Origin of the sequence: Amycolatopsis thermoflava N1165 (genome assembly GCF_000473265.1) — a bacterium.
GTDB lineage: Bacteria > Actinomycetota > Actinomycetes > Mycobacteriales > Pseudonocardiaceae > Amycolatopsis_E > Amycolatopsis_E thermoflava.
Genome location: NZ_KI421511.1, coordinates 1,167,898 through 1,192,770 on the forward strand (window position 1 = coordinate 1,167,898; position 24,873 = coordinate 1,192,770).

Genomic DNA, 24,873 nt, shown 5'->3' on the forward strand with positions numbered 1-24,873 from the left:
CTGCTGCCTATCGGAGGACAACGATGTCCCAACCATCCCCACTGGATTCGGAAGACCGGGTTTCCCCGGGAACGGGAACGCCGCGGCGCGCTCCTGTCGCGCGCCGGTCGATCGTCGCCGCCGGCTCGGGAAACGCTCTCGAGTTCTACGATTTCGCGATTTTCGCGTCACTGACACCGGTCATCTCGAAGCTGTTCTTCCCCTCGGGTGAGCCGCTCGCCGCGATCCTGTCCACGTTGGCGTTGTTCGCGGTCGGCTTCGTCATGCGGCCGGTGGGCGCCGTCGTGTTCGGGCGGCTCGCGGACCGGCGCGGGCGCAAGGTGTCCCTGGCGATCGCGGTGCTGATCATGGGCGTGACCACCGTGCTCATCGGCGTCATGCCGACGTATCCGCAGGCGGGGATCGTCGCACCGGTGCTCCTGTGCGTCGCGCGGCTGCTCCAGGGGTTGTCGGTGGGCGGGGAGTTCGGGACGTCGGCCAGCTTCCTCGTCGAGCACGCGCCCCCGCACCGGCGTGGGCTGTACGGGTCCTTCGCCTTCTTCTCCTCGACGCTCGGCAGCGTGCTCGGCGCCGTCGTGGTCCTGATCATGACGGTGTCGCTGTCCCCGGGCGAGCTCGACAGCTGGGGCTGGCGGATCCCGTTCCTGCTGGGGTTCCCGCTGCTGGTCATCGGCCTCTACCTGCGCTACCGCATCGCGGAGTCGCCGGAGTTCGAGGAGATCAAGGCGGGCAACGCCCAGGAACGCAGCCCACTGCGCACGTTGTTCACCCAGCACTGGCGGGCGTTCCTGATCGTGATCGGGATCTGCGTCGGCTTCAACATCGCCTCGTCCACGGTCCAGGTGTTCGCGCTCACCTACATCCGCAGCGTCGTGGGACTGTCCGCGGTGCAGGCGCTGACCACGGTCATCATCGCCACCACCGTCGGGATCTTCCTGGTGGTCGCGTTCGGGCGCCTCTCGGACACCTACGGCAGGAAGCCGGTCCTGGTCTTCGCGTGCGTACTGGCGGTGGTCCTGCCCTACCCGAGTCTGCTCATCATCGGCCTGACGGGGTTCGGCCCGGCGCTGGTGGGACAGCTCGTCCTGTGGGTCCCGGTCGCCGCGTTCGGCGGCGCCATCCCGGCGCTGTTCGCGGAGCTGTTCCCGACGAAGGTCAGGGCGTCCGGGTTCGGGATCGCCTACGGCTTCGGTTCGGCGATCTTCGCCGGTACCGCGCCGTTCGTGGCGACCCTGCTGATCGAGCTTTCGGGGAACAAGACGTCGCCGGCCTGGTACATGGTCGCGGCGGGCGTCGTCACCTTGGTCGTCGTGATCGCGTCGGTGGATCGCCGGGCGCGCGGGAGGAGTTGAGCATGGGGTCTGCCGCGGGGCGGCTGACGGGCAAGTCAGCGCTGGTGACGGGTGCGGGTTCGGGTATCGGAGCGGCGACGGCGGAGGTGTTCGCCCGGGAAGGCGCGAAGGTCCTCGTCGTGGACGTGGACAAGTCCAAGGCGTCGGTGACGGTGGACCGGATCCGGGAGGAGGGTGGTGTCGCCGAGCCGTTCGCCGCGGACGTCTCGGACGAGGACCAGGTCGCCGGTGCCGTCGAGTTCGCGGTGGAGCGCTTCGGCGGGGTGGACGTGCTCCAGAACTACGCCTCCGAACGGAGTCTGGTGGCCGAGGACGTCTTCGTCGCCGAGGCCGACCTGTCGGTGTGGCTGGGGCAGCTGCGCGTGGACCTGCTGGGCTGCGTCCTGACCGCCAAACACGTCCTGCCGCACATGGTCCGCGCGGGAGGGGGCAGCATCACCAACGCTTCTTCCCTGGCCGCCTGGCTTTCCCTCGAAGGCCGCCCGGCCTACGCGACCGCGAAGGCCGGCGTGATCGGGCTGTCGAAGTCGCTGGCCGTCGAGTACGGCAAGCAGGGAATCCGGTGCAACGTCCTGGCGCCTGGCCACATCGTCTCGCCCGCGACCGAGAAGATGTTCTCCGCGGCGCAGACCGAGGTGCTGCTGGATCACGTCGCGACGCCGCGACTGGGCAGGCCGGACGACGTCGCGATGGCCGCCCTGTTCCTGGCCTCACCGGAGTCGTCGTTCATCAACGGGCAGGTGCTCGTCGTGGACGGCGGCATGTCCGCCTACGCGCCCATGGTCCCGTCGTTCCGGCGCCTGGCCGCACAGTGAAGGAGTCGGCATGCGTGTCCTGGTGACGGGCGGGCTGGGCGTCAACGGCGCCTGGGTGGTCCGGGAGCTGCTGGGCCGCGGCCACGAGGTGGCCGTGTTCGAAAGCCGGGACGACACGTCGCTGATCGAGGACGTGGCGGACCGGGTCGAGCTCGTCGTCGGCGACATCCGCGACGCGGAGGGCTTCACCGGCGCCGCCCTGCGGCTGCGGCCCGACTGCGTCATCCATCTCGCGGCTTTCGTCGACTGCGAACGGGATCCGCACACCGCGATCGCGGTGAACGTCGGCGGCACTGCCACGGTGTGCGCCGCCGCGGTGGCGGCGGGTGCGCGCCGCGTCGTCTACACCAGCTCGAAGGCGGTGTACGCGCCCGCGACGGGCAAGCGCGGGTTTCCCACCTACGAGTCCGTGCGCGAAGACGATGAGCTGCGGCCGACCGGCATGTACGGGATCACGAAGGCGGCCGCGGAGAACGTGGTGGCGTGGTACGGGCGCAACTCCGACGTGGAGTGCGTCAGCCTGCGGTTCGCCACGATCTTCGGTCCGGGCAGGCTGCAACGGCACGCCGGCCCGATCAACACCTACAGCTCGATGGTCGAGCTGCCGGCCTCGGGCCGCGGGTTCACGATCGAGCAGGGCGGGGACGAGCGGGACGGCCTCGTCTACGTCCTCGACGTCGCCGACGCCATCGCGTGTGTCGCGCTGGCGCCCGGGCCGCTGCGCCACCAGGCCTACAACGTGGCCGGTGGGCCTGCGGTGTCGATGCACGACTTCGCGGACGCGATCCGCCGCGTCATCCCCGGCGCGGCGCTCGACGTGGGGCCCGGGCTGAATCCCATGCAGATGCCGGACAGCTACTACATGGCGCTGGACGGAACCCGGATGGAAGAGGAGTTTGGATGGCAACCCCGCTACGACCCGGACCGTGCGATCCGGCACTACTACGAGCTCGTTCGAACCCGGCTCGCGTGAGCGAACAGGCGGTGCGGGCATGAGAGCAGCGGTCTACCGCCGTCCTGGTCGCGCCGCCGAGGTGCTCGAAGTCGTCGAGATCGAGGTGCCCGAGCCCGGTCCCGGCCAGGTCCGGGTCCGGATCGCCACCTCGGGTGTCAACCCCACCGACTGGAAGACCAGGGCGGGATTCGCGGGGCGGACCCCCGACTGGTTCCAGGTGCCGCACCACGACGGCGCCGGTGTCGTGGACGCGGTGGGCGACGGCGTCACCGGCCTCCAAGTGGGGGAGCGGGTGTGGCTGTACCTGGCGGCGTTCCACAACCGCTACGGGACGGCGGCCGAGTTCGCGGTCGTCCCCGCGGAGCGGGCGGTGCCGTTGCCCGACGGCGCATCCGACGACCTCGGGGCGTGCCTCGGGGTTCCGGCGCTGACCGCCGCGCACTGCCTGGGCGGGAATCCCGCGGCGCTGGCGGGGCGCACGGTCCTCGTCGCCGGGGGAGCGGGCGCGGTGGGGCATTTCGCCATCGAGCTGGCCAAGCACGCCGGCGCGCGGGTGGTGGCCACGGCGAGCTCCGACGAGAAGCGCGCACTGGCGGAAAAGGCCGGAGCCGACTTCGTCGTCCGCTACACCGACGCGGACGCGGCCAGGCGCATCCGTGACTTCGCCGGGCCCGTCGACCGCATCGTCGAGGTCGCGCTCGGGGCGAACCTGAAGCTGGACATGGCCGTGCTCGGCGCCCCCGGCGCCATCGCCGTCTACGCCGCGGAGGGGGAGCTGTCCCTGCCCGTGGGCGAGTTCATGAAGGCGAACACGACGCTGGAGTTCGTGTTGCTCTACGGGGTGTCCCCGGAGCGGCTGGCCGCCGCGATCCGGTGGACTTCCGACGCGCTCGCGCACGGCGCGCTGTCCGCTCTGCCGGTGCTGCCGCACGGCCTGGACGAGGTGGTGCGGGCGCACGAGGTGGCCGAGCAGGCGCCGACGGGGAAAGTCGTCCTGCGCGTGGGCGAGCACTGAAGGGGAGCACACGGATGAACACCGGGATCACCCAGCTGACGCCGCTGTCGTTCCTGCGGCGGTCGGCGAACGTCCACGCCGGCAAGGTCGCCGTCGTGCACGGCGACGAGGCCTGGACCTACCGGGAGTTCGCTGCGCGCGTGGAGCAGCGGGCGCGGATGCTGCGCGCCGCCGGGGTGCGGCCGGGCGACCGCGTCGCCTACCTGATGCCCAACGTGCCGGAGATGCTGGCCGCCCACTTCGCCGTGCCGCTGGCCGGTGCGGTGCTGGTCGCGATCAACACCCGGCTGGCGCCCGAGGAGGTCCGCTACATCCTCGATCACTCCGGCGCGACCGTGCTCGTCGTCGACGCCGAGTACGCGGCCACGATCGCGCCGATCGCCGGGTCGCTGGACACGGTGCGGACGATCGCCGTGGCGGCCGACCCGCTCGGCCCCGGGGCGACCGTCGAGGTCCCCGGCGCGGTCGCGTTCGCCGACCTCCTCGCCGGCGCCGCCGGCGATGGAGGAGAGCTGGTGTGGGCGGTCGACGACGAGCGAGCGGCGATCTCCATCAACTACACCTCGGGCACCACGGGACGGCCCAAGGGCGTGGTCTACACCCACCGCGGCGCGTACCTGAACTCGTTCGGCGAGATCTTCCACTCCGGACACGACGCGGACAGCGTCTACCTGTGGACGCTGCCGATGTTCCACTGCAACGGCTGGTGCACGACGTGGGCGCTGGTCGCGGCGGGCGGGACCCAGATCTGCCTGCGCGAGGTGCGCGGGGACCGGGTGTGGGAGCTCATCGACCGCCACCGGGTCACCCACCTCAACGGGGCGCCCACGGTCGTCACCACGATCATGCGGGCCGAGTCGGCCCACCAGCTCGACCACCGGCTCGTCGTCACCACGGCGGGAGCGCCGCCGAGCCCCACCACGATCCTGCAGATGGAGCGGATGGGCTTCCGGATCGTGCACGTGTACGGCTTGACCGAAACCTACGGCCCGTACGCGGTGAACGAGTACCAGCGGGCGTGGGACGACCTGGCGTCGGAGGACCGGGCGAAACTGCGAGCCCGGCAGGGTGTCGGGATGCTGCAAGCGGACGAGATCCGCGTGGTGGACGAGCGCTTGCGCGACGTTCCCCGGGACGGGCGGACCATGGGTGAGATCGTCATGCGCGGCAACAACGTGATGCAGGGCTACTTCAACGATCCCGAGGGCACGGAACGGGCGTTCGCCGGTGGCTGGTTCCACTCCGGGGACCTCGGGGTGATGCATCCGGACGGCTACGTGGAGCTGCGGGACCGGGCCAAGGACGTGATCATCTCCGGCGGCGAGAACATCTCGACCATCGAGGTCGAGCACGCCATCGCCGCGCACCCAGACGTCCTCGAGGTCGCCGTGATCGGCGTCCCGGATCAGCGGTGGGGCGAGCGGCCCAAGGCGTTCGTGGTGCCGCGGCCGGGGAGGAACCCTTCGGAGAGCGAGCTGATCGCGCACGTGCGGTCGCTCATCGCCCGCTACAAGGCGCCGCGCGAGGTCGAGATCGTCGCCGGACTGCCCAAGACCTCCACCGGGAAGGTGCAGAAGTACGAACTGCGCGAACAGGAATGGTCGGGGGAGGCCCTGCGCGTCCGCGGCTGACCGAAGTGACTGGAAGGAACTGATGAAGGTAGGAAACCTCGACATCGTCCCGATCCTCGACGGCACCGCCCGGTTGCCCATCGGGAACACCGTGACCCACCGGCGGGACGCGCGGTGGGACTGTGCGCACCAGCCGCTGGACGAGCACGGCCGGATCCACATGGACATCGGGGCGTTCCTCGTGCGGCTGGGGGACCGGACGATCCTGGTCGACGCCGGAGCGGGTGACGACTTCGTGCACGAAGGGTTCGTGACGGGCTGGCTGCCGGCGAACCTGCGCCGCGCCGGGGTCGCGCTCGACGACGTCACCGACGTGATCTTCACGCACCTGCACCCGGATCACGTCGGCTGGGCCACGGTCCGCGGTGAAGTGACGTTCCCGCGCGCGACGTTCCGGGTGCACGAGGCGGACTGGGCGTACTTCATGACCGCACCCACGGCCGATCCCGTGCTGCAGGAAACCCTGGCCCCGATCGAGGGGCGGCTGGAGATGTTCGACGAGGAGACCGAGCTGGTGCCCGGTCTGCTCGCGCGGCCGGCGCCGGGGCACACCCCGGGCTCGACCGTCTTCGTCGTGAGCGACGCCGGCGAGCGCGCGCTCCTGCTCGGCGACGTGGTGCACACGGTCGGGGAGCTCACCGACCCGGAATGGGAAGGGATGTTCGACGTGGACCGGGCCGCGGCCAACGCCATCCGCGAACGGATCGCCGACGAGCTGGCCGCTTCGGGCGACCCGTTCGCGCCCGCGCACTTCCCGGAGCTGTCCTTCGGCCGCCTGATCACGGCCGACGGACTGCGCCGGTTCTCCTGGGCGTAGTACTGGTGGTGCCGCCCACGGCCATGGGCGGCACCACCAGCCGGCAGCTCAGCCGTGATCTCGGTCTAGTAGTGCACCGCGCCGCGGTTGCCGCCCGCCACGGACACCGCGTCTCCCGTCACGGCGGCGGCCCTGGGCGAGCACAGGAACACGACCACGTCCGCGACCTCCTCCGCGGTGACGAGACGTCGGAGGCTCGTCGTCGCGGCCAGCTGGGCGCGGACCTGTTCCTCGGTGAGCCCGCCGGCCGCCGCCCGGTCGGCCACGAGCCGTGGGGTGCGTTCGGTCTCCACCAGGCCCGGGTGCACGACCGTGACCCCGACACCGTGCGGGCCGAGCTCGTCGGCGAGGTTCGCGGTGAGGGCGGCGACCGCCACGTTGCGGATCGTCCCGGAGACGGACCCGGTGCGGCGGGTGTTCAGACCGGAGATGTTCACGATCCGTCCCCACCCCTGCCGGGCCATGTGCGGCGCGAGGGCGCGGGCGCACCGGAGGTACCCGAGGACCTTGGTGTCGAAGTCCGTCAGCACCTCGCCGTCGCTGAGATCGGCCAGCGGCGGGGGAGCGGAGGCGAAGGACGGCTGGGCGGCGGCGTTCACCAGCACGTCGACACCGTCCCACGCGGTCACGACCTGCTCGGCCATGGCCCGGACCGAGGAGTCGTCGGTGGTGTCCGCCGGGACGGCGAGGACCTCGGCTCCCGCCGCGCCGGAGCGGAGGCCGTCCGCGGCGGCGCCGAGCCGCTGCGCGTCCCTGGCGACGAGCGCCACCCGGGCACCTTCGGCGAGGAGCCCGCGCGCGATGGCCAGCCCGAGCCCGCGGGATCCTCCCGTGACGACCGCCCGGGCGCCCTTCAACTGCAGATCCATGGTGACCTTCCCTACCGGGACCGCGTGGCGGTCCTGATGGACATCGCCGTCGAGACGATGTCTTCGACATTCGCGCCGCGCAGCCAGGTCAGGATCTGCCCGACCGCGGCCGCCGGGTCCGGCGCGCACTTGTCGACCAGGCCGTAGGCGGCGGCCTGGTCGGCGTTCCAGCGTTCCCCGCCGTAGAGCAGCAGTCCCGCCGGGCCGGCGCCCACCGCCTGCACGAGGCGGCGCACGAAAACCGGCTCGTAGGTCAGGCCGTGACCGAGCGCGGGTATCCGGAAGTGCGCCGCGGGCGAACAGATCCGGACGTCGCAGGCGAGCGCGAGGCTGCAGCCCGCGCCGAAACACGGTCCGTCGATCTCCGCGATCTTCGGTGCTGCGAGCTCCGTCAGCGCCAGGACAGCGGTCTCGGCCAGCTGCCGGTAGGCAGCGACGTGGTCCGGATCGGACGAGCTCAACTCGGCAAGGTCCCCGCCCGCGGAGAAACTCCCTCCGGAGCCCCGCAGCACGACGGCGACGATTCCGGGTGTCTCTCCGATCGTCTTGACATGCCGGAGCAGTGCCTGCCACATGTCGCCGGACATCGCGTTCCGCTTCTCGGGCCTGCTGATCGTGAGCCGGGCGACCCGGTCCACGATGTCCAGACGCGTCGAACCGCTCATCCTCAGCCGGCCTGCGCGTCCGGGGCAGGCGCCGCGGCGACCACGCCGTCTCGCACGAGGGCCCGGACCTCGTGGTCGCCGATGCCCAGCTCGGTCAGCAGGTCGACCGTGTCCTGCCCGATCCCGGGTGCTCTCCGCCGCGCGCGGGGTGCGCCGTCGGCGATGAGCGGCGTGTTCACCACGCGGCGGTGCCCGAACCGCTCGACGTCGCTGGGGAACATCTCGCGGGCCGCGTACTGGGCATCGTCCAGCATCTCGGGGACCGTGTGGACCGGTCCGCACGGGACGCCCGCTTCGCGGAGCCGCTCGATCCAGTGGTCCCTCGGCGCCGTCCGGAACCGGGCCTGGAGCAGCCCGGCGAGCTGCTCGCGGTGGACGAAGCGGTTGTACTCGCCGTGGAAGCGCTCGTCGCCGGAGAGATCGAGGTCGAGTACCGCGCAGAAGTCACGCCACGAGCGCTCGGTCACGCCGATCACGAGCATCGCGTCGTCGCCGCAGGTGAACGCCTCGTACGGGGCGGTGAGCCGGTGCGCGGTGCCCAGTGGGCCCGGTGGCTCGCCCGTCCCGGCGAAATCGGCGACCTCCCACAACGACCATCCGGCGATCGTGTCCGCGAGGGACACGTCGATGTGGGAGCCGCCGAGCCCCGCGCGGACGCGGTGCAGCGCCGCCAGCACGCCGATGGCGCCCCACATTCCGGTGCCGAGGTCGCCGATGGGGTAGCCCGCTTTCGCCAGCTCCCCACTCGTGCTTCCGGTGACGCTGAGGAGACCGCCGTAGGCCTGGGCGACGAGGTCGATGCCTTTCGCGCTCCGCATCGGCCCGTACTGGCCGAAGCCGGAGATCGAGCAGTACACGAGGTCCGGGCAGTCGTCCTTCAGGTCCTCGTAGGACAGTCCCTGCCGCGCGAGCGCGCCGACCCGGAAGTTCTCCACCAGCACGTCCGACCGGCGCGCCAGAGCCCGGACCAGGTTCTGCCCGCGCTCGGTCTTGATGTCGACGGCGAAGCTGCGCTTGTCGCGGTGGATCAGGTCGAACGGCAGCGGGCGCTGTTCCGGCCCGACCAGACGCCGCCGGAGCGAGTCCCCGTCCACGGGCTCGACCTTGATGACCTCGGCGCCGAGGTCGGACAGGATGGTGGTGCAGTACGGGCCGGCCAGTGCGCCGGTGATGTCGAGGACCCGCACGCCGCTGAGGAAGTGCTGCCCCGTCGTCACGCTCGCCTCAGACATGTGCCCGGTTCCCCTCGTCGTCTCGCGGTGCGGCTGGTTGTCCAGGCCGTTCCAGGACCGTGCGCAGCACCGCTACCTCCTCGGACAGCTCGCGCCGGCTCACCGCCGCTTCCCGTACCGCCCCGGAGCCGTGGTAGGTGCCGGGGAACAGGTGCAGTTCGACGGGCACCCCGGCCGCCAGCAGTGATCGCGCGAAGTCGATTCCTTCGTCGCGCAACGGATCGAACTCGGCGACGGAGACGTACGCCGGGGGCAGGTTCGTCAGGTCCGTGGCGCGGGCGGGCGCGGCGTAGGGCGACACCGCGCCGGCCGCTCGGCCGAGGTAGGCGGACCAGCTAAGCTCGGCGTCCCGGCGGGTGAGCGCGGGCGTGTCGGTGAACCGCCTGCTGCTCGCCGTCCGGAGCCGGTCGTCCAGCGCCGGTGATTTGAGGAACTGGAAGCGGACCGGTGGCCCGTTCCGGTCGCGGGCCAGCAGGGCGGCCGCGGCCGCGAGCGCGCCGCCCGCGCTCACCCCGTGCAGGACGATCTGGGAGGGATCGATCCCCAGCTCGCCGGTGTGTTCGCGCAGCCAGAGCAGTCCACTGTAGACATCGTCCAACGGTGTCGGGAAGGGCCACTCCGGGGCCAGCCGGTAGGCCACGGCGACGACGACCGCACCGGTTTCCCGTGCGAGTTCGGCGTTCCGGAGGTGACTCATGTCCGGATCACCCAGGATGAATCCGCCGCCGTGGACGTGGTAGATCGCGCCACTGCTCGTGCGGCGGGACGGCCGGTACACGCGGAGCGCGATGACGTGCCCGTCCGCGGCGGTGCAGGAGCATTCGTGCACACTCACGCCCTCGACCGAGCCGGTCCCGGCGTACCGGCTCGACACGATCCGGCGGGCTTCCGCGACGTCGGTGCGGTCGACCGCGGGCAGGGCGGCGATCGACTGCACCAGCTCCTCGTCCATCCGGTACTGGCTCAACTGTCCCTCACTTCGGGCAGGCGACGGCCCCGCAGGTCCGTCGACGCGAACGACCTCAGCAGCGCCGGGTCCTCGATCCAGATCTGCCGCCGGTAACGGCGGATCGCCCCGATGTCGTCCAGCTTCTTGAGCGCGCGGGCGACGACCTCGCGCACCGATCCGATGGTGTGCGCGAGATCGGTTTGGTCCGTCTGCACCAGCAGCCCGTTCACGGTGGGGGTGGCCATCTCGAGCAGGTGCCGGCTCAGCCGCTGCTGGACGGAATTGAACAGGTTGTCCTCGAGGTAGGCCACGGTTTCGTAGGTGGACTCCGCCAGGTACACGGCGACCTGGTAGGCGAGTTCGGCCCGGGTCCGCATGAGGCGGCGGAAGGTGCTCGGGTTCAGCACCGAGACCTCGCACATCGTCACCGCTTCCAGCGACGACGGCGCGCCGTCGGTGAGCATCGCGGGCAGGGCGGTGAAGTGCCCGGCCGTCGCGTACCGCGTGGTGACCTCCCGCCCGTCCCAGGACGTCACCTTCGCGCGAATCCGTCCCTTGTGGACGAGTGTCACCCGGTAGTCGGAGTTCCCGCGGCAGATGACGGTGCCCGCCGAGTAGGTCACCACGCGGCTGTCCGAGAGGAGGGCGTCGCGGATCTCCGGATCCTGTCCGGCCAGGAAGCTCTTCGACCACGCCTGGAGCGCCGCGGGCGGGATCGGTGCGCAGTCGCGGTTCATTCCACTCTCACCGGCTCCCCGGACTCGAGCTGGTCGAGTCCGAACTGCGAGGTGAGGCGCGACCGCGGGTCCCGTTGGGGCCACCGGCCCGAGTCGACCGACCGGAAGAAGCCGCGGGCGATGTCGTTGAACTGCTGCGGGTTCTCCAGGTTGGGGACGTGCCCGCTGTTGGGCAGCACCAGCATGCCGCACGCGGGCGCGGTCCGCTTCAGCATCAAGCCGGTGGACAGGCACGCCTCGTCCTCGTCACCGTTGACGACCAGGAGGGGGACCGGGAAACGCCGGAACTCGCCGGCCAGGTCGTGCAGGGACGGCCGGCGGCCCTGGATCTCGAGGACGGTGAGCGCCAGCCCTTCCACGGAATGTTCGGCGAACTGTTCGACGAACTCGTGCCACGCGGGCTCGTTGTGGTGCTTGAGCTGCACCCGGCTGGGGCCTTCGGCGAACTTGCGTCCGACGAACCCGGCTCCCCGCGACCGGAGCTGCTCCGCGACGATCCTGGTCTCCGCGAGGTAGGCCGGCCGGGTGGCTGGGTCGGAGCCGGACCCGACGCTGACCGCCATGACCGAGCGCACCCGCCCGGGGTGGCGCAGCGCGAGCTGGACGGCGGTGTAGCCGCCCATGGACAGTCCCACCACGTGGGCGGCCTCGACCTCCAGCGCGTCGAGCACCGTCAGGGCGTCGTCGACGGCCCGTTGCCACGAGTAGGCCGACGGGCTTCCCGGGACGTCGGAGGGCGGGTAGCCGCGCGCCGCGTAGGTGATGCACCGGTGGCCGTCCTGGAGATCGGCCACCTGCCGCGACCAGCTCCGGTGGTCGCCCGCGTACTCGTGGAGGAAGAGCACCGGAACGCCGTTCCCGGTGTCGGTCACGTGCAGCCGGACACCGTCATCGGTGTCGACGGAACGGCCCGCGTTCATGGCTTCTCCTGCGTCGTTGCATCCACCTTGATGCCCTCCTGCCGTGTCTCGGTCCGCGACCCGACCGATCCTTTCCAGGAAGGACGATCGTGTCTGTGACTTGCGTCCGTCAACCGCGGGTCCGGTGCCCGGACGTGGGTCACAGACAGGGCCGCGTCGTGCGGAGAGCATGCTGTGACCCGGCTCGAGGAGTTGACGTGAGAACACTCTTCCTTCCCCCGTTGTCCGTGGACCAGGCCGAGCGCAGGCGCGCGCTGCGGAACGCGTTCGCCCGGTTCCCGAGCGGCGTCACCGCACTGTGCGCGCTCGGGCGAGAGGGGCCCGTGGGCATGGCCGCCAGCTCGTTCACCTCGGTGTCGCTGGAACCCGCCCTGGTGTCGGTCTGCGTCGGACGCGGCTCCACCACGTGGCCGCGGCTGGCCGCCGCCGGACGGGTCGGCATCAGCGTGCTCGGTGGCGAGCACGCCGAGCTCAGCGCCGCCCTCGCCGCCCGCGGCGTCGACCGTTTCGCCGACGCCACCTGGGAGGCGTCGCCCGAGGGTGCGGTGTTCCTCGCCGGCGCCCCGCTGTGGCTGGACTGCCGGGTCCACCGGACCGTGCCCGCCGGGGATCACGACATCGTCCTGTTCGAGGTGCTGGGCGCGCGCACCGACGACAGGTTCGGCCCGCTGATCTTCCACCTGAGCGCGGTGCGCGCGCTGGAGACCCGATGAGCACCGCCCTGCGCGCGCTGGCGCTCGGCCGCCCGATCGTCGTGGTCACCGCCGGCGGTCCCGGACCGCGTGCCGAGCTGGTGCTCGCTGCCGAGCGTGCCACCGCCCACGCGGTGGCCTTCCTCGTTCGCCACGGCGCGGGCTTCCTCCGCGTGGCGCTCAGCGACGACGACGCCGACCGGCTCGACCTGCCCGTGATGTACCCGCCCGGCAGCCGGGGCGCCCCGGAACGCGACTGCGTCGCCGTGGACGCCGCGCACGGGACGACGACGGGTATCTCCGCGGCCGACCGGGCCCGCACGATCAGCCTGCTGGCCGCGCCCACGAGCACGCCCCGCGACTTCACCCGCCCGGGGCACGTCATCCCCGTGCGGGCTGCCGCGGACCCGACCGGCGGCACGCTCCCCGCGGCCCTCGCGCTGGCCTCGCGAGCCGGACTGCGCCCTGTCGTCGCGAGCTGCGCGCTCGTCAGCTCCAGTGACCCCGTCCTGCTCGCCGGTCCGCGGGAAGCCCGCGAGTTCGCCGCCCGCACCGGCCTGGCCGTCGTCCACGCCGCCGGCCCGCTCCGCGGCGCGGACGTGCTGGCCACCGCGTCGCTGCGGACGTGACCAGCGGCTTCGCCGCGTATCCGGGAGGCCGGCGAGTCATCCGCCGCTGAGCAGCGCCGGGCGGCGGGCCGCCGGTGCGGGGGCCGCCGGGTGGAGGAAGGCGCGTCTGGCCGCGGCGAAGCCGTGCCGGTCCTCGAAGATGTCGTGGCTCATCTCCGCGAGTTCCCGCACCCGGTAGGTCTCCAGTGGCCGGCGCTGCTCGTCGGCCTCCCGGTCGGCGCGCTTGCGCTGCAGGAGCGCATCCGACCCGGCGGCCAGTTCGGCGGCGCGCTCCAGCACCGCGCCGGGGAAGCGTTCCCGGTCGGCCGGCAGGACCTCGTCGACCATGCCGAGCGCGGCCGCCTCGCCCGCGCTGACCGGCTCGCACCGGCTGGTCAGCAGCCGCGACTGCGCCTCGCCGACCCGGCGCGGCAGCACATACGTCCAGTACTCCGAGCCGTAGAGGCCCATCGTCTCGTAATGCGGGTTGAGCACGATCCCGTCCCGGGCGAGGACGACGTCGGCGCCGAGCGCCAGCATCACGCCACCCGCGCCGGCGCCCCCGGCGAGCGCGGACACCACGACCTGCCCGGTGCAGGTGATGATCTCCCGGCACAGGTCGTTGATCGCGGTGATGTTGCGCCACGCCTCCGCCGCCGGGTTCGGGTGCGCCTCGATCAGGCCGAGGTGGATGCCGTTGGCGAACACCTCGCCGCCGGCCAGCACCAGGACCCGGGTGTCCTGGGCGGCGGCGTACCGCACGGCCGCGGTGAGCCGTCGGCACTGCGCGGTGGACATCGCGCCGTTGTAGAAGTCGAACCGCAGCAGGCCCACGTCGTCCAGCCGCCGGTAGGCGATCTCCCGCGGGCCCGGCGGCTGCTCGGCCGCCAACGGTTCCAGCACCTCGGGCACCCCCGCGAGGACGCGCCCGAGAACCGTGGCGGCGGGCAGTTTCACCGGCGGGCCGGGAGACAGGCGCCGGGCGTGCCCCACCCACACCGCGCCGTCGCCGGTGCGGACGAGCACCGCCCCGTGGCGCCGCGCCGCGATCGTCCCCGGTTCGCCGGGCGTGGCCGTGCCGGGGTGGGCGTCGAACACCGCGACCGGCACGCCGGCCAGCGTGGTGTGCACGCCGGGGCGGCCGTCCGCGGCGCGGATGCGGCGCAGGACGTGCCCGGTCTCGTCGTCCCAGGAGAAACCGCGGTCCGGCTGGCGCACGGGCGGCCGCGACCGCCCGGCCTGGTCGTGGTCCTGCGGCGCGAACCCCGGGTCGCCGGCCTTGGTCACCACCTCGGCGATCAGGTCCACGGCGGCGTCGGCGACCTCGGCGTTGTAGAGGGTGCTCTTGCGTGGCGGCTCGGCGGGCATGGGGAAGGACCGCGATCCCCAGACCGGGCCGGCGTCCAGGTCCCCGGTCGCCTGCAGGGCCGTGACGCCCCACTGGCGCTCCCCGTCCATGATCGCCCAGTCCAGCGACGACGGGCCCCGGTCGCCGGGGGGACCGGGGTGGATGATGATCGTGCGGTAGGCGCGCCACACCGCGTCGGGCACCCGCCGGCGCAGGAACGGGCAGACGATGAGGTCCGGCTCGGCGGCCGCGGCCGCGCCGGGGATGGTGTCCGGGTCGTGCACCACGTGCACGGTGACGTGGTGACCGCGGGCCCGGAGCGTGGTCCACGCTCGCTGGCTCAGGCCGTTGAAGGCCGAGCACAGAAGGAGAATTCGCACCGGGCCTCCGCTCGTCAATCGCCCGACGGTACCTGCCGGATCCGCGGCGCGGTACGGCCGACCGGGGAACACGCGTTCGGCTGACCGGCGCAATTCCTGTCGCCAAGATCGCCACCCCGCGTTACTGCATTAGGTGGTGATCTCCGGGCGGTCGGGACCTTCGGGCGCAGCTGTCGGCGAACTCGCTGGTCACCGTGTTCGGCCTGGGCGTGCTGATCGCCCTTGCCCGGCGCGATCTCCGGTGCGCACGTCACCCCCGTCGTCACGCTGCCCAGATGTTCGCCCCGCGGTTGGCGGCACGCCGCCCGCGACCGGTTCGCCGCACACCCGTGGCTCGGCGAGATGTGGCCACCGCCGGGCTGATTCTGCTCATCCGCGCCGGGCGCGCGCACGTCGCCCAGCTCCCGGTAGCCCCGCTCAGGGTCGCCCGTGCTCGGTGCTCCCTCGGGGTCTTCGTCCGCTGGCGGATCGGGAAGGCCGCTCAGTGCGCGGCTTGTCCGGGCGGCGCGGATGATCGAGTCCGCCAGTTGCTGGTGTACGCGGTAGCCGAGCGCGACGCGGGCGGCTTGGGGTTCAAACGGGCGGCAGAGGGTCCGTTGGCGGCGGTGGATCATGCCGGGGAAGTTGAGGGAGCGGCGGCCGTGGATGCTTGCGCAGCCAGAAGCGCCGGCGCAACCGCCACAGCGGGTCGCTCCGGTCCCAGTCGGGCTCCGTGTCGTCCTCCGCCATGATCACTCCTCCTCGGCCTGCGCGCCGAAAGTGCGCGCGCGTGGTCTGGGCGAATGCCGCCCAGATGCCGGCTGGACTATTTCGCCGGATACGACCATCGCCAGCCTTCGCCCTTCAGCAGTGGGTTGTTCTGGATCAGCGTGCCGTTCGCCTCCGGCACGATCAGTGCGACTGTGCCGGTGAGCTGCTGGTTCAACTGGTACGGCACCGGCAGTGGTTGGCTGTGGGGTTCGGAAGATTTGCACAGCGAGGGCGAGGCCTGGATCGCCGTGCCGTTCTTGCCGGGTTCGGCGAACGACGTGTACCTGAACGCGTCGGGGATCTGCTCTGCGGCGTATTTGTCCGGGCCGCTGTCGGCCCGCACATGCAGCACGAGAACATGCCCGGTATCGCTTGACCCGTTGCGCCCGCTGCATGGCGGGTCGATCTCGATCTTCTCGATCGTCCACGTCGCGGGTTTGCTGCCGTCGACTTCGGCGCTCAGCTCGGCTGTGTCGCCGAGCTCCAGCGGAACGTAGCCGCTCGCGCCGGTCTGGCTGCTCGTGCCGGTCTGGTTGCTGGTGGGTGCCGTCAGCGTCGGCTGCTCGGGGAGGCTGCCGGAACGCTGCGGGGTCGTCGTTGAGCAGCCGGTCAACAGGAGCGCGATCGCGGCGACAGGAAGGTAGCGGCGCATGGTGTTCCCCCTTGGGTGTGGCGGTCGAGGCGTGCACCTGTTCTATCGGATCTCTTCGCCGTTGTCTCCGAGATCAACCAACCCCATCGTGGTGTGTCCAGGGAATACCTTGGCGTGATTAGCGTATGACGTACTCCTACGGCTGTGATCCTCGACCGCTACTTCGGGGTCACCCGGGATCTGACGGAAGGGGGCTGACTCCGCGGGGACGACGGGGATCCGCCGCCCCCGGCCCGGATCCGTGCTAGCTCAACAGCTCGAACACGCTCGAGAAGCCCTGACCACCGTGACCTTCGGCGATCCGGCGCGTCATCAGCTCCTTGGTCTCCCGCATGCGGACGGCTTCCACACCGGCCGACTCGCGGTGGCCGATCAGGTCGTCCATCAACGCGACCTGGACGTCGAGCGGGCCCAGGTCCGGCGGGTACTCGCGGTTCTCGACGGCCTTGGCGATCGAGGTCAGCAGCGGCTGGTAGGCGGTCAGCGAAGCGGCGAAGCGCTCGGCGAACCCGGCCACGTCGGCGCCTTCCGCCTGCACGAGCTTGAGGGTGTGCAGGAAGCCGAGGAGCAGTTCGTACCCCATGGCGACGTGGGCCAGGAACTCCACGGCCGCCGCGCCGGGTTCCTCGCCGTGGTAGCTGACTGCCCCCAGCTCGCGCAGCGCCTCCTCGTGCTCGGCGAACGCGGTGCCGCTGAAGAGGAACCGGGCGTTCGGGGTGCCCACGTACGGCGGGTCGCCCATGATCTTGCCGTCGACGTAGCGGGCGCCGTGCTCGTGTGCCCACCGGTCGTTCGCCCGGGCCTGGCCCGGCGAGCCGCTCGTGACGTTGACCAGCACTTTGCCCTGGGCGGTGTCCGCAATGGACGACAGCACGCCGTCCACCGCGGCGCCGTCGAGCAGGCACACCACCACGAGCGGGCTCGCCGCGACGGCTTCCGCTGCTGTCGGGGCCGCGGTGGCTCCGGCCTCGACCAGAGGCGCCGCCTTGCTCGCGGTGCGGTTCCAGATCGTCGTGTGGTACCCGCGCTCCAGGAACACCCTGGCGATCGCCGAGCCCATCTCGCCGAGGCCGAGCACGGTCACCGCATCGGTTTTCGTCGTCATGCCGTGACGATGCAATCTCCAGTAAGGTCGAGGTCAAGGGATCGTGGACCGCGGACGAGCGGAGGTGCGCCGCAAGCCGGTGATCGCCGAGGAGTTCGCGGCCACCTTGCACGATGGCCGTGGTCATCGCGGTCGCCCCACCGGCCTGTGAGCACGGGCTGGGGCACCCGGTCGCGACGGTGATCCTGGGCGGGATCTTCCAGATCGTGCCCGGCTCGCTCGGGGTGGCCCGGCTGATGCGGTTCGTGCCGGGCAGCGCGATGGTCGGCTTCGTCAACGCGCTGGCCATCCTCCTCTTCCTGGCGCAGGTGCCCGGGCTGATCGACCTGCGCGATGATCGGCCAGACGATGATCAACGTGCGGGCCGGGGGCGCGCACCCGGCCCGACATTCCTGGCCGGGGTGTTGCTGATGGTCCTGTGCCTTGCACGCCCGCCTGTACGGCGAACTCGCCGGCAGCCAGTGAACGACGTCATCCCGGGGGCCACTACTCTCCTCCCGTGATCGTCGTCCGACGCAGTGCGGATCGGTGGTGGCGCTTCGACGTCACGGTCCGCGACGCGCCGCTCGCGCTGGTGCTGCTCCTGCCGTCGCTGATCCCCGCGTTGCAGAACAACGGCACGCGGCTCGGCGACGTGCCGGACCGTCCGATGGACGCGCTGGGCCTCGCCGTGGTCGCCGTCGAATGCCTACCGCTGATCGTCCGGAGGCGCCTCCCGGCCGCCTGCCTCGCGCTGGTGTCGACGGGCTTCGCGCTCGACCAGCTGCACGGCTACCACACGGTCGCGGGCACCGCGTTGCCGATCGCGCTGATCAGCGCCGGGGCGCACCTGGACCGGTGGCGGTGGACGACCGCGATCGTGGCGTCGGCGGCCTACGTCCCGCTGGCCATCGCCCTCTCCGGTCCCGAGCCGGCCGAAGGCGTCGCCGGGTTCGTGTCGTTCTACCTGGCCCTGGTTCTGCTCTGGGGAATCGGCAGCAGGTTGCGCCAATCCCGCGCCGCCGAGGCGGAACGCCGTCTGCACGCCGCCGAAACCGCCCGCATCGCCGAACGCACCCGCATCGCCCGGGAACTGCACGACGTCGTCACCCACCACGTGACGGCGATGGTCGTGCAGACCGAGGCGGCGCGTTACCTGACCGGTGATCGCCTCGACCAGGCGCTGTCCACCGTCACCGATTCCGGCCGCCGGGCCATCACCGACCTGCGGCAGCTGCTCGACGTGCTCGATCCCCAGCAGGACACCGGGCAGCGGAGCGATGTGCGCGCGCTCGTGGAGCAGGCCCGGCAGGCCGGGCAGCCGGTGGAGTACACCGAGGAAGGCCGCCCGCCCACCGGCACCGCGGGAGCGACGGCATACCGGGTCGTGCAAGAGGCGTTGACCAACGCGCTCAAGTACGCCCACGGCAGCCGCACCAGTGTCCTTGTGCGGCACGGGAACCGGGAGATCACGGTCGAGGTCGCCACCGACAGCGCGGGCTCACCCACCGCGCCGGTCGGCGGCAGCGGACGGGGACTGGCCGGGCTCCGCGAACGGGTCGGCGGGCTCGGCGGCGAGTTCCGGACAGCGCGGCAGGAGGACGGCGGATTCGTGGTGCACGCCCGGATTCCCGCCGGCAGCGCGTCGTGACCCGCGTCCTGGTGTGCGACGACCAGGCGCTGATCCGCGCCGGGTTCACCACGATCATCGACGCCCAGCCCGATCTCGAGGTCGCCGGCGAGTGCGGTGACGGCCGGACCGCGGTCGACCTCGCCGCGCGGCTGCGGCCGGACGTCGTGGTGATGGACGTGCGGATGCCGGTCCTCGACGGCATCGAGGCGACCCGCCTGCTGGCCGGCGCGGGGGTGGCCCAGCCGGTCAAGGTGCTCGTGGTGACCACGTTCAACCTCGACGAATACGTCTACGAGGCGCTGCGGGCCGGCGCCAGCGGGTTCCTCCTCAAGGACGCCCCGCCGGCACAGCTGCTGCACGGCATCCGCACCGTCGCCACCGGAGCCGCTTTGGTGGCCCCGGAGGTGACCCGCCGGCTCATCGGCCGGTTCGCCGCCCGGATCCGGCCGCCGCAGGACACCGACGGCGAAACCCCGCTGACCCCGCGCGAGCTGGAAGTCCTGCGCCTGATCGCCGACGGCCTGTCCAACAGCGAGATCGCGGCGACCCTGGTGCTCAGCCCCGAAACCGTCAAGACCTACGTCTCCCGGATCCTCACCAAGCTCGACCTGCGCGACCGCGTCCAGGCCGTCGTCTACGCCTACCGCCACGGCCTGGCCCGCTGAGCTGTCCCCCGTGCGAGCTACCCGCGAATGTCCACCCCGCGGGGATCTTTCGGACCGCGCCGCTCCTCTAGCGTGCGTGGCGCTGATCGAGAATCCCACTGGAGAACTGAATGTTCCGCAACATCAAGTCAACTGCTGTCGCCGCGCTGCTGTGCGCCGTGGCCGCGCCGGTGCTGGCCGCGTGCGACGAGGCCGCCGAGTCGTCGGAGGCCCCGGCGTCGGCGGCCGCCGGTCAGGAGCCGATCTCCGGCACGGCGAAGATCACCGTCGACGGCCGTTCGGTGAACGTGTCCTGTTCCGGTACCGAGATGGAAGACCGGCCGGTCGTCGTGCTGCTGGCCGGTCTCGGCGATGGTCTGGACAAGCTGGCCGCGTTCCAGCAGACGCTGAGCACCAAGGGCCGGGTCTGTTCCTACGACCGGCTGGGCGAGGGCGCGAGCGACCAGCCGGCCGGTCCGCAGACGTTCGACAGCGCCGGCCGGATTCTGACCGGGGTGCTGGACCGCGTTGCCGGTGACCAACCGGTGGTGCTGGCCGGGCATTCCCTGGGCGGGCTGATCGCCGCCCGTTACGCGCCCGCCCACCGCGACCGGGTCGCGGGTCTTGTGCTGATGGACGCCACGCCGTCGACCATCATCGGCGACACCACGGCGGCGATCCCGGAGTCGGCCACCGGCCCGGCGGCCGAGCTGCGCGCGCAGAGCCTCGCGGTCTACGGCGGGGAGAACCCGGAGATGCTGGCCATGCAGGACGGGGAGGTGGGCTACGCGGGGGACATCCCGGTGGAGGTGATCCGGCACGGGCAGCCGTACCTGGCCGCCGTGCCCGAGTACGGCGCCGCGCTGGAGCAGGCGTGGGCCGCGGGGCAGGACAAGTGGCTGAAACTGTCGAGCGACAGCAACCCGGTCACGGCGGCGAACAGCGGCCACTACATCTACGTCGACCAGCCCGACGTCGCTGTGCAGGCCATCGAGCGCGTCGCCGCTGACGCCTAGCTCGCCGTGGTGAGGAAGTCTTCGACGAGGGTGCTGGCGTGGGGGCGGCATTCCTCGAAGTAGGCGTGGCGTGCTGCGGGGAAGAGGTGCAGGCGGGCGCGGGGGATGCGCTGGGCGAGCAGGGTGGCGTTGACGGCCGGGGTGAGCCGGTCGTCCTCGCCGTGCAGGACGAGTGTGGGGGCGGTGATCCGGGGCAGGGCGTCCCAGGCGTCGTGCTGGTCGCTGGCCCGCAGGTGGTGTTTGCGGGCGTGCGGGGGCATCGACGGGTCGCCGAGCGTGCGGTACGGGCCGGGGTGGGTCGCCCGCCACCCCGGCGTGTACATCAGGTCGGCCAGCGTCTCGCGGGCGTCCGGCCGCAGCAGGGCGCGGCGCACCTCCGCCGACCGCTCGACGGCATGGCGCCCTCCCGGTGAGGTGCAGCCCAGCACGAGCCGGCGCACCCGGTGCGGGTGCCGGATCGCCAGCCACTGCGCCACCCGGCCGCCCATCGAGGTGCCGTACACGTCGGCCTGTTCGATGCCGAGCCCGTCCAGCACCGCGACCACGTCGTCGGCGAACAGCGGGGTGGAGTAGGGCACGTCGGGCTTGCCGCTCGCGCCGGTGCCGCGGTAGTCCATCGTGATGGTGGTCCGGGCGAAGTCGCCGCGGGCGGAGTCCCACCAGGTGTGGTCGTTGGCCTGGCCGGCGAGCAGCACGAGGGGCGGCCCACTGCCCCGGCGCTGCACCGCGAGCGGAGTACCGTCCGGCGCGATCACCCGGTCGTCCATCGCCCTCCGTTCGCGCCGAGCAGTGCCGCTGGTGGCCGCCTGGCCTCTGGAGAGGACTGTATCTCGCCGGACGTGTCGTCACTGGCAGAACGTGATGAAGTAGATCGGGTCCCAGCGTGCGGGGTCCCGGCGTCCCGGCGGGAAGATGGAGTTGGTGCGGAAGTACTGGTCCTGCAATTCCGCCGTGTCGGTGCTGTGGTTGTGCGTGTCCCAGCGCCCGAGGAAGTTGGACAACCGCACGGTGGTGCACACGTAGATCGACGGGCTCATTTTGAAGACCTTGTAGAAACGCCCGCCGGAGGAATTCTGGATCGTGCAGAAAGCGAAAGCGCAGGAGTCGCCGCTGTGCACGTATTCTTTGGCGCGCCGAAGGCCGTCCGCGGTGTGGACGAAAGCGATCTCGCTGATCGTGACGTCGTCATCGGGTGAGAACGGCACCGCCGAGGGTTCCGCGGCGATGGCGGGCGCGGCCCCGGCAGTGGGCGTGACCGCGGTGGACAGAACCATGATCACCGAAACCGCGAACAACGCGGCCCGTCGAAGCAATCTCATCTTTCCCCCTTGTTCGGACGAGATCGTGCCGAGGTCGAAGACTATGGCCGGCGGATGATCGATGTGACGCGAACCACACTGCGCCACACGAATGGAGCACAGGGGCAGCGCAGAGCCGAAGCACCTGGCTGCCCCGGCGCGGCGGAAGGCTGCGCGCTCTGCGGTCGGGGCACGAGCACCTGGACTCGGGCAGCTCACCCGATTGGAGGTGGTGCGCGTGATGCCGCGGCGGGTGGTCCGGTCCTCTCATCGAAAGCCGGAGCGGGACCGCCGCTGCCGGTGGATGCCGCGGGGCGCCGCGGCAAGCAGCGGACGTACGAGGGGCGAGCATCGGTATGAAACACGTGACCCGCGCCGCCGGCCTGCTGGGCGCCGGGCTGGCCCTGGTGGGTGTGACCGCCCTGCCGGTGGACGGCTCCGGCGCCGGGACGGCCGTGCCGCAGGCGCTGTCCCTGGGCGAACCGCCCCGGATCGACGACCTTGGGCGGCCGTACGAGGTGGTCGCCCAGCCGCCGCGCCTGCCCGTGCCGCCGACTTTGCCGCCGCCGACCTCGCTGCCGGCTCCCGGCCCGCGGGTCAGGGCGTCGCCGGTTTCGCTGGGCGTCGGGGTTCCGGCCGCCGCGCTGGCGGCTTACCACCGGGCCGCGGACGCGGTCGCCGGGTGCGGCCTCAGCTGGACAGTGCTCGCCGCGATCGGACGGGTGGAATCCAACCACGGCCGCCACGGCGGCTCCCAGGTGTACGAGGACGGCTCGGTGGTGCCGCGGATCCGTGGTCTGGCACTGGACGGCGCGGGCGGCACCGCGTCCATTCCGGACACCGACCGCGGCGCACTCGACGGGGACCCCGTCCTGGATCGAGCGGTCGGGCCGATGCAGTTCATCCCGTCGACGTGGCGCGCCTACGCCGCCGACGGGAACGGCGACCGCAGAGCCGATCCGGACAACATCTTCGACGCGGCGCTCGCGGCGGGGCGGTACCTGTGCGCGGGCGGTGGGAACCTCGCCGATCCGGGGCAGTTGCGGGCGGCGGTGTTCCGGTACAACCACTCCGACGCCTACGTCGACCTCGTGCTCGCCCTCGCCGACGCCTATGCCCGCGGCGCGGTGGCGGCCATCGCGGTGCCGGCCGTCGCGCCCGCGCCGCCCCCGGTGACCACCCCGCCGCCTCCTCCGCAGGTGACCGAGGTTCCCGCGCCGAGCACGACGGCGCCGGCCACGAGCACGACGCCCAGCATGAGCACGACACCCAGCACGGGCACCAGCAGCCCGGCCACGTCCAGCTCCAGCACCACCAGCTCCACGCCGTCGCCGTCCTCGTCGCGACCGTCGTCGAGCTCGGCTCCCAGCAAGACCAGGTCCAGCACGGCAACGACCACCACCACCGGATGAGGGGTGTTTCCTCCTCGGGGTGGGGGAGATCACCGGAAAATCCCGCTCCTGCCGTGAAGTTCGGACGCCGCGGGAGGTCTTCCGGGTGACGAGACATCTTCCTGCGGAAGGAAACCCAGTGACCACAACGGACAGAGTCAGCGCGGAGACCGCGGCCCTCCCCGACGGCGGGGTGGCGGTGGTGCTCGGCACCCGGCCCGAAATCGTCAAGCTCGCCGGGATCATCCGGCGTCTCGGTCCGAAGGCGCGGATCGTCCACACCGGACAGCATTACGACGAGGCCATGTCCGACGTGTTCTTCACCGAGCTCGGGTTGCCGCTGCCGGACGTCCGGTTCGCGGTCGGCGGAGCCACCAGGGCGGGGCAGATCGCCGCGGCGCTGGAGGCGCTCGATCTCTTGTTCGCCGAGGTCACCCCGGCCGCCGTCGTCGTGCAGGGCGACACCAACGCGACCGTCGCCGGAGCGCTGGCCGGCAATGCCCGGTCGGTTCCCGTGGTCCACGTCGAAGCCGGGCTGCGCAGCTTCGACCGCACCATGCCCGAGGAACACAACCGGATCGTCACCGACCACGTGTCGGACCTGCTCTGCGCGGCCACCGACGACAACGTCGGCAACCTCGCCCGGGAGGGCATCACCGGCAGCTCGGTGATCCGCACCGGCAACACCGTCGTCGAAGCCGTCCTCTCGCAGCTGCCCCATCCCGCGCGGCGCGAGCAGCTCCTTGCCGACCGGGAGCTGGTCGCCGACCGGTACGTCCTCGCCACCGTCCACCGGCCGGAGAACACCGACGACCCCGCCGCGCTGGCCACCATCCTGGCCGAGCTGAACCGGATCCCGTGCCGCGTCGTGCTGCCCTTGCACCCCCGTACTCTGCGGGCGGTCGAACAGCACGGGCTGGCGCACCACCTCGACGGGCTCGCCGTCACCGGACCGCTCGGCCCGTCGGAGTTCCTTGGACTGGCGGCCCACGCGGCGCTGCTGGTGTCCGACTCCGGTGGCCTGCAAGAGGAATGCACCGTTCTCAAGCGGCCCCTGATCGTCGTGCGCCGCTCCACCGAGCGGCCGGAGGCGATGCGTGATTTCGCGGTGCTCGTCTCGCCAGGACCGCTGATCAGCAAGACCGCGGCCAAGTGGCTCGACGATCTGCCCGGCCTGCACGCCCAGCTCGCCCGCGCGTCGTCCCCGTTCGGCGACGGCCGCGCCTCCGAACGCATCGTCGCCGAGATCGCCCGCCGGTTCGCCTCCTAAGCGGATCCCCTTCAATGGAGTAGGGCGGCGACATTCGCGACAGGTCGCCCGATAGTGAGCGGTCCTCCTGGTGCAGTCCGAAAAACTCGACAGGAGGCAGAATGCGAAGAAGATGGCGCCTTCCCCGGTATCTGGCCCTGGTGGACCGGG

The 24,873-nt window shown here is 71.8% G+C and carries 25 protein-coding genes; 14 read left to right on the top strand and 11 right to left on the bottom strand.

The genetic code is table 11. The features are described from left to right. Positions 1-23: 23 nt before the first annotated feature. The 6 genes from AMYTH_RS44105 to AMYTH_RS0105770 are packed head-to-tail and all read left to right on the top strand — an operon-like array spanning position 24 to position 6,585. Complete coding sequence (locus AMYTH_RS44105) at positions 24-1,352, top strand: MFS transporter (protein WP_228684590.1); 1,329 nt, start codon at positions 24-26, stop codon at positions 1,350-1,352. Positions 1,353-1,354: 2 nt separating this feature from the next. Next, positions 1,355-2,167, top strand: coding sequence for an SDR family NAD(P)-dependent oxidoreductase (locus tag AMYTH_RS0105750; RefSeq protein WP_027929485.1), 813 nt, complete (start codon positions 1,355-1,357; stop codon positions 2,165-2,167). 10 nt (positions 2,168-2,177) lie between these two features. Beyond that, positions 2,178-3,140 (top strand): NAD-dependent epimerase/dehydratase family protein, encoded by a 963-nt coding sequence (locus AMYTH_RS0105755; protein WP_027929486.1) that lies wholly within the window; start codon positions 2,178-2,180, stop codon positions 3,138-3,140. 19 nt (positions 3,141-3,159) lie between these two features. Then, complete coding sequence (locus AMYTH_RS0105760) at positions 3,160-4,137, top strand: NADPH:quinone reductase (RefSeq protein ID WP_027929487.1); 978 nt, start codon at positions 3,160-3,162, stop codon at positions 4,135-4,137. Between the two features lie 14 nt (positions 4,138-4,151). Then, on the top strand, positions 4,152-5,768 hold the full coding sequence (locus tag AMYTH_RS0105765; protein WP_027929488.1) for a long-chain-fatty-acid--CoA ligase: 1,617 nt from the start codon (positions 4,152-4,154) through the stop codon (positions 5,766-5,768). Between the two features lie 22 nt (positions 5,769-5,790). Next, entirely contained in the window at positions 5,791-6,585 is a 795-nt protein-coding gene (locus AMYTH_RS0105770) for an MBL fold metallo-hydrolase (protein ID WP_027929489.1), read from the top strand. A 65-nt stretch (positions 6,586-6,650) separates the two neighbouring features. Here the strand turns inward: AMYTH_RS0105770 and AMYTH_RS0105775 are convergent, their stop codons facing one another. The 6 genes from AMYTH_RS0105775 to AMYTH_RS0105800 are packed head-to-tail and all read right to left on the bottom strand — an operon-like array spanning position 6,651 to position 11,957. After that, positions 6,651-7,454 (bottom strand): SDR family oxidoreductase, encoded by an 804-nt coding sequence (locus AMYTH_RS0105775; RefSeq protein ID WP_027929490.1) that lies wholly within the window; start codon positions 7,452-7,454, stop codon positions 6,651-6,653. 11 nt (positions 7,455-7,465) lie between these two features. Further along, entirely contained in the window at positions 7,466-8,119 is a 654-nt protein-coding gene (locus AMYTH_RS0105780; protein ID WP_027929491.1) for an enoyl-CoA hydratase/isomerase family protein, read from the bottom strand. Positions 8,120-8,121: 2 nt separating this feature from the next. Continuing rightward, positions 8,122-9,351 carry a CaiB/BaiF CoA transferase family protein gene (locus AMYTH_RS0105785; protein WP_063630385.1) on the bottom strand — a complete coding sequence of 410 codons (1,230 nt, stop codon included), beginning with the start codon at positions 9,349-9,351 and terminating at the stop codon, positions 8,122-8,124. Beyond that, complete coding sequence (locus tag AMYTH_RS0105790) at positions 9,344-10,318, bottom strand: alpha/beta hydrolase (RefSeq protein ID WP_228684592.1); 975 nt, start codon at positions 10,316-10,318, stop codon at positions 9,344-9,346. The genes AMYTH_RS0105785 and AMYTH_RS0105790 overlap by 8 nt, the downstream gene beginning before the upstream one ends. Beyond that, positions 10,315-11,037 carry a Crp/Fnr family transcriptional regulator gene (locus AMYTH_RS0105795; protein WP_027929494.1) on the bottom strand — a complete coding sequence of 241 codons (723 nt, stop codon included), beginning with the start codon at positions 11,035-11,037 and terminating at the stop codon, positions 10,315-10,317. Before AMYTH_RS0105795 ends, AMYTH_RS0105790 begins: the two co-directional genes overlap by 4 nt. Then, positions 11,034-11,957 carry an alpha/beta fold hydrolase gene (locus AMYTH_RS0105800; protein WP_027929495.1) on the bottom strand — a complete coding sequence of 308 codons (924 nt, stop codon included), beginning with the start codon at positions 11,955-11,957 and terminating at the stop codon, positions 11,034-11,036. Before AMYTH_RS0105800 ends, AMYTH_RS0105795 begins: the two co-directional genes overlap by 4 nt. Positions 11,958-12,154: 197 nt before the next feature. On the opposite strand from AMYTH_RS0105800, the gene AMYTH_RS0105805 reads away from it, so the two are divergent. Both AMYTH_RS0105805 and AMYTH_RS44110 read left to right on the top strand, forming a co-directional pair. Next, positions 12,155-12,670: a flavin reductase family protein gene (locus AMYTH_RS0105805; RefSeq protein WP_051362565.1), complete on the top strand. Its 516-nt coding sequence runs from the start codon at positions 12,155-12,157 to the stop codon at positions 12,668-12,670. Further along, on the top strand, positions 12,667-13,278 hold the full coding sequence (locus AMYTH_RS44110; protein ID WP_051362566.1) for a 3,4-dihydroxy-2-butanone-4-phosphate synthase: 612 nt from the start codon (positions 12,667-12,669) through the stop codon (positions 13,276-13,278). Before AMYTH_RS0105805 ends, AMYTH_RS44110 begins: the two co-directional genes overlap by 4 nt. Positions 13,279-13,314: 36 nt before the next feature. Here the strand turns inward: AMYTH_RS44110 and AMYTH_RS44115 are convergent, their stop codons facing one another. The 3 genes from AMYTH_RS44115 to AMYTH_RS0105825 form a co-directional block, all read right to left on the bottom strand. Then, entirely contained in the window at positions 13,315-14,985 is a 1,671-nt protein-coding gene (locus AMYTH_RS44115; protein ID WP_037322321.1) for a hydrogenase maturation protein, read from the bottom strand. Between the two features lie 805 nt (positions 14,986-15,790). Beyond that, positions 15,791-16,387, bottom strand: a complete 597-nt coding sequence (locus AMYTH_RS0105820; protein WP_027929497.1) for a hypothetical protein — start codon at positions 16,385-16,387, stop codon at positions 15,791-15,793. Positions 16,388-16,631: 244 nt separating this feature from the next. Further along, positions 16,632-17,507 (bottom strand): NAD(P)-dependent oxidoreductase, encoded by an 876-nt coding sequence (locus AMYTH_RS0105825; protein ID WP_323807226.1) that lies wholly within the window; start codon positions 17,505-17,507, stop codon positions 16,632-16,634. A gap of 98 nt (positions 17,508-17,605) precedes the next feature. On the opposite strand from AMYTH_RS0105825, the gene AMYTH_RS51055 reads away from it, so the two are divergent. The 4 genes from AMYTH_RS51055 (at position 17,606) to AMYTH_RS0105845 (ending at position 20,764) form a co-directional block, all read left to right on the top strand. Continuing rightward, positions 17,606-17,995 (top strand): SulP family inorganic anion transporter, encoded by a 390-nt coding sequence (locus AMYTH_RS51055; RefSeq protein WP_027929499.1) that lies wholly within the window; start codon positions 17,606-17,608, stop codon positions 17,993-17,995. Next, positions 17,992-19,122, top strand: coding sequence for a sensor histidine kinase (locus tag AMYTH_RS0105835; RefSeq protein ID WP_027929500.1), 1,131 nt, complete (start codon positions 17,992-17,994; stop codon positions 19,120-19,122). Before AMYTH_RS51055 ends, AMYTH_RS0105835 begins: the two co-directional genes overlap by 4 nt. Then, positions 19,119-19,769, top strand: a complete 651-nt coding sequence (locus tag AMYTH_RS0105840; RefSeq protein ID WP_027929501.1) for a response regulator — start codon at positions 19,119-19,121, stop codon at positions 19,767-19,769. Before AMYTH_RS0105835 ends, AMYTH_RS0105840 begins: the two co-directional genes overlap by 4 nt. Before the next feature lie 110 nt (positions 19,770-19,879). Then, positions 19,880-20,764 (top strand): alpha/beta fold hydrolase, encoded by an 885-nt coding sequence (locus AMYTH_RS0105845; protein ID WP_027929502.1) that lies wholly within the window; start codon positions 19,880-19,882, stop codon positions 20,762-20,764. Here AMYTH_RS0105845 and AMYTH_RS0105850 read toward each other — a convergent pair. Together AMYTH_RS0105850 and AMYTH_RS46920 are read right to left on the bottom strand one after the other, a co-directional pair. Then, positions 20,761-21,531 carry an alpha/beta fold hydrolase gene (locus tag AMYTH_RS0105850; RefSeq protein ID WP_027929503.1) on the bottom strand — a complete coding sequence of 257 codons (771 nt, stop codon included), beginning with the start codon at positions 21,529-21,531 and terminating at the stop codon, positions 20,761-20,763. The two genes, AMYTH_RS0105845 and AMYTH_RS0105850, sit on opposite strands and share 4 nt — an antisense overlap. Before the next feature lie 78 nt (positions 21,532-21,609). Then, entirely contained in the window at positions 21,610-22,170 is a 561-nt protein-coding gene (locus AMYTH_RS46920) for a hypothetical protein (RefSeq protein WP_157360542.1), read from the bottom strand. A 248-nt stretch (positions 22,171-22,418) separates the two neighbouring features. On the opposite strand from AMYTH_RS46920, the gene AMYTH_RS0105860 reads away from it, so the two are divergent. Next, positions 22,419-23,474, top strand: a complete 1,056-nt coding sequence (locus tag AMYTH_RS0105860) for a lytic transglycosylase domain-containing protein (RefSeq protein WP_037322323.1) — start codon at positions 22,419-22,421, stop codon at positions 23,472-23,474. A gap of 118 nt (positions 23,475-23,592) precedes the next feature. Continuing rightward, the gene (wecB, locus tag AMYTH_RS0105865; protein ID WP_051362567.1) at positions 23,593-24,723 is read left to right on the top strand and encodes a non-hydrolyzing UDP-N-acetylglucosamine 2-epimerase; all 1,131 of its coding nucleotides are present in this window, start codon (positions 23,593-23,595) and stop codon (positions 24,721-24,723) included. The last annotated feature ends 150 nt before the right edge of the window (positions 24,724-24,873 follow it).

Coding starts and splice junctions, on each gene's coding strand:
- AMYTH_RS44105 (WP_228684590.1), top strand. CDS start 24: ATGTCCCAACCATCCCCACTGGATTCGGAAGACCGGGTTTCCCCGGGA.
- AMYTH_RS0105750 (WP_027929485.1), top strand. CDS start 1,355: ATGGGGTCTGCCGCGGGGCGGCTGACGGGCAAGTCAGCGCTGGTGACG.
- AMYTH_RS0105755 (WP_027929486.1), top strand. CDS start 2,178: ATGCGTGTCCTGGTGACGGGCGGGCTGGGCGTCAACGGCGCCTGGGTG.
- AMYTH_RS0105760 (WP_027929487.1), top strand. CDS start 3,160: ATGAGAGCAGCGGTCTACCGCCGTCCTGGTCGCGCCGCCGAGGTGCTC.
- AMYTH_RS0105765 (WP_027929488.1), top strand. CDS start 4,152: ATGAACACCGGGATCACCCAGCTGACGCCGCTGTCGTTCCTGCGGCGG.
- AMYTH_RS0105770 (WP_027929489.1), top strand. CDS start 5,791: ATGAAGGTAGGAAACCTCGACATCGTCCCGATCCTCGACGGCACCGCC.
- AMYTH_RS0105775 (WP_027929490.1), bottom strand. CDS start 7,454: ATGGATCTGCAGTTGAAGGGCGCCCGGGCGGTCGTCACGGGAGGATCC.
- AMYTH_RS0105780 (WP_027929491.1), bottom strand. CDS start 8,119: ATGAGCGGTTCGACGCGTCTGGACATCGTGGACCGGGTCGCCCGGCTC.
- AMYTH_RS0105785 (WP_063630385.1), bottom strand. CDS start 9,351: ATGTCTGAGGCGAGCGTGACGACGGGGCAGCACTTCCTCAGCGGCGTG.
- AMYTH_RS0105795 (WP_027929494.1), bottom strand. CDS start 11,037: ATGAACCGCGACTGCGCACCGATCCCGCCCGCGGCGCTCCAGGCGTGG.
- AMYTH_RS0105800 (WP_027929495.1), bottom strand. CDS start 11,957: ATGAACGCGGGCCGTTCCGTCGACACCGATGACGGTGTCCGGCTGCAC.
- AMYTH_RS44110 (WP_051362566.1), top strand. CDS start 12,667: ATGAGCACCGCCCTGCGCGCGCTGGCGCTCGGCCGCCCGATCGTCGTG.
- AMYTH_RS0105820 (WP_027929497.1), bottom strand. CDS start 16,387: ATGCGCCGCTACCTTCCTGTCGCCGCGATCGCGCTCCTGTTGACCGGC.
- AMYTH_RS51055 (WP_027929499.1), top strand. CDS start 17,606: ATGGCCGTGGTCATCGCGGTCGCCCCACCGGCCTGTGAGCACGGGCTG.
- AMYTH_RS0105845 (WP_027929502.1), top strand. CDS start 19,880: ATGTTCCGCAACATCAAGTCAACTGCTGTCGCCGCGCTGCTGTGCGCC.
- AMYTH_RS0105850 (WP_027929503.1), bottom strand. CDS start 21,531: ATGGACGACCGGGTGATCGCGCCGGACGGTACTCCGCTCGCGGTGCAG.
- AMYTH_RS0105860 (WP_037322323.1), top strand. CDS start 22,419: ATGAAACACGTGACCCGCGCCGCCGGCCTGCTGGGCGCCGGGCTGGCC.